This is a genomic window from Burkholderia sp. BCC0405 (assembly GCF_902833075.1).
In the GTDB taxonomy this organism is placed as follows: Bacteria; Pseudomonadota; Gammaproteobacteria; order Burkholderiales; family Burkholderiaceae; genus Burkholderia.
On the sequence record NZ_CADFEO010000058.1, the window covers coordinates 1 to 1,803 of the forward strand.

General features: G+C 61.2%; 2 protein-coding genes and 2 pseudogenes. All 4 read right to left on the reverse strand.

The window, feature by feature from the left end; translation table 11 throughout:
* Positions 1-116: 116 nt before the first annotated feature.
* A complete protein-coding gene (locus tag HWX36_RS36650; protein WP_175958573.1) occupies positions 117-410 on the reverse strand; it encodes a hypothetical protein in 294 nt (97 codons plus the stop codon).
* Positions 411-552: 142 nt separating this feature from the next.
* Positions 553-1,330, reverse strand: a pseudogene (locus HWX36_RS36655) (IS66 family transposase); the annotation flags it as partial.
* Positions 1,325-1,597: pseudogene (locus tag HWX36_RS36660) on the reverse strand (IS30 family transposase); the annotation flags it as partial. The pseudogenes HWX36_RS36660 and HWX36_RS36655, both read right to left, overlap by 6 nt.
* A partial coding sequence (locus tag HWX36_RS36890) for a hypothetical protein (protein WP_208457848.1) occupies positions 1,596-1,803 on the reverse strand: 208 nt, incomplete at its 5' end. The pseudogene HWX36_RS36660 and the gene HWX36_RS36890, both read right to left, overlap by 2 nt.

Consider the following 1,803-nt stretch of genomic DNA (forward strand, 5'->3'; position numbering starts at 1 on the left):
CTGAGTGCGTGCGTCGGGTTCTCTTCGTCATTTCCTCGGTTCCTTTGCCGGCATTATCGCTGGCTCAGGCCCCGGCCGTTCCACTTATCTGGCTGTCCGATTTTGCGAGGCCACCTCTAACCATTGGTCGGTGTTCCCTCGATCGACGTTTTGCGTTTTGACGCCCGCAGTGCAGCTTCAACCGCATATTCGTCGGGCAGAAGCGGCGACAGAAACGTGCGCGCGACTTCCGGATCCTCGCGGGTCAACCAGTCGTCATATTGGTTCGAACGCAAGATCACAACGCCTCGCTTTTCCTTGAACGTGCCGTCGTCATTCAGGTGCCGGTGAAACTGGCGCAGTACCGGGTGATCGTCAGCATCGACAGGCCGAACGTTTCGCCCCCGTCCGGCTCGGGCCAGCGGCGCCATATGCCGGCGACTGCAAACGGCTCGTCGTTCGCCACGCGAATGCCCCACCGCTCCGACTTTTGTTTCAGGACAGCATTGATGACGTCCGTAAGCGCCCGAGCAGCACCGTAGTGCAGGTTGTTGACGGTGGAGACCCGGGATGCTATCTGATGGGCTCAACACGAGCAGTAGATGGCAGCGATGGCGCCACGTTCCACGGCAGCAGCTCGTCGATGCGGTTGGCGGGATGGTCGGCGATGCGGTCGAGTACGTAGGCAAGATACGCCTCGGGATCGAGGCCGTTCAAGCGCGCCGTTTCGATCAGGCTATACATCGCAGCTGCGCGTTCGCCGCCAGTGTCGGCACCAGCGAACAAGTAGTTGCGGCGGCCGATCGCGACGCCGTGCAGCGCTCGTTCAGCGATCAGGTTGTCGATCTCTGCGCGCCCGTCGCTGCAGTAATAGATCAGCGACGGCCAGCGGTTCAGCGCATACTGGATCGCCTTGGTCGTGTCCGACTTCGCGGAGAGCTCTTGGTAAGTGTCGCGTCGAACCACCGCTTCATGTCGTCGAGCAGCGGCACCGCTCGCGCTTGGCGCATGCGGTGCCGTTGGTCGGGCGGCTTGCCGCGGATCTGCTCTTCGATCTCGTAGAGCGCACCGATCCGACGCAGCGCTTCCTCCGTCACCGCGTTGGGTCGCACGGCATGCAGGTCGTGTATCTTCCGGCGCGCGTGTGCCATACAGGCCGCTTCCTGGATGGTGCCGCCGCGATACAGCTCGGCGTAGCCGGCGAACGCGTCGGCCTGCAGCACGCCAACGAACTCGGCGAGACGCTGCTGCGGATGCTCGCCACGTCGATCGGGCGTGTAGGCAAACCAGACCGCTGCCGGCTCTTCGCAGGCGCTGGGCGGTCATCTCGCACATAAACCCACATGAAGCCCAATGTCTTTCTGGGCCGTTCATTGAGCCGCTCTGCGATCTTGTTCAATTCCGCCTGCGAGTATTGATCAAGTTGCGTACCGTGAGGCAAGTACTGACGCAGGAGTCGGTTCGTGTTTTCGTTGGTACCACGTTGCCAAGGACTTCGCGGGTCGCAGAAGTAGACCTTCACATCCGTCGCGATCGTGAAGTCTTTGTGGTTCGCCAGTTCCATGCCGCGGTCCCAGGTGAGCGACTTGCGTAGATGCTGCGGCAACCGCTTAACCTCACGCTTCAGGCCCGCAACAACGCTCACCGTGTCTTTTTGTCAGCGTCGGATAGATACTCCCCACTTTCGTCGAAGTAATTTTCCCCAGTTTTTTATCTGATGGCGCCGCGGTAGCTGCGCCGTCCTGTCGATCGCCGACCATATCGCCCTGGAGATCCGTCGTGGGGGTGTCGGTGGTCGAGCTGGAGGAAGTGATGACGATTCTG

Bases quoted from the DNA above. Each gene is read 5' to 3' on its own strand.
- HWX36_RS36650 (WP_175958573.1), bottom strand. From the start codon at position 410: ATGGCGCCGCTGGCCCGAGCCGGACGGGGGCGAAACGTTCGGCCTGTC.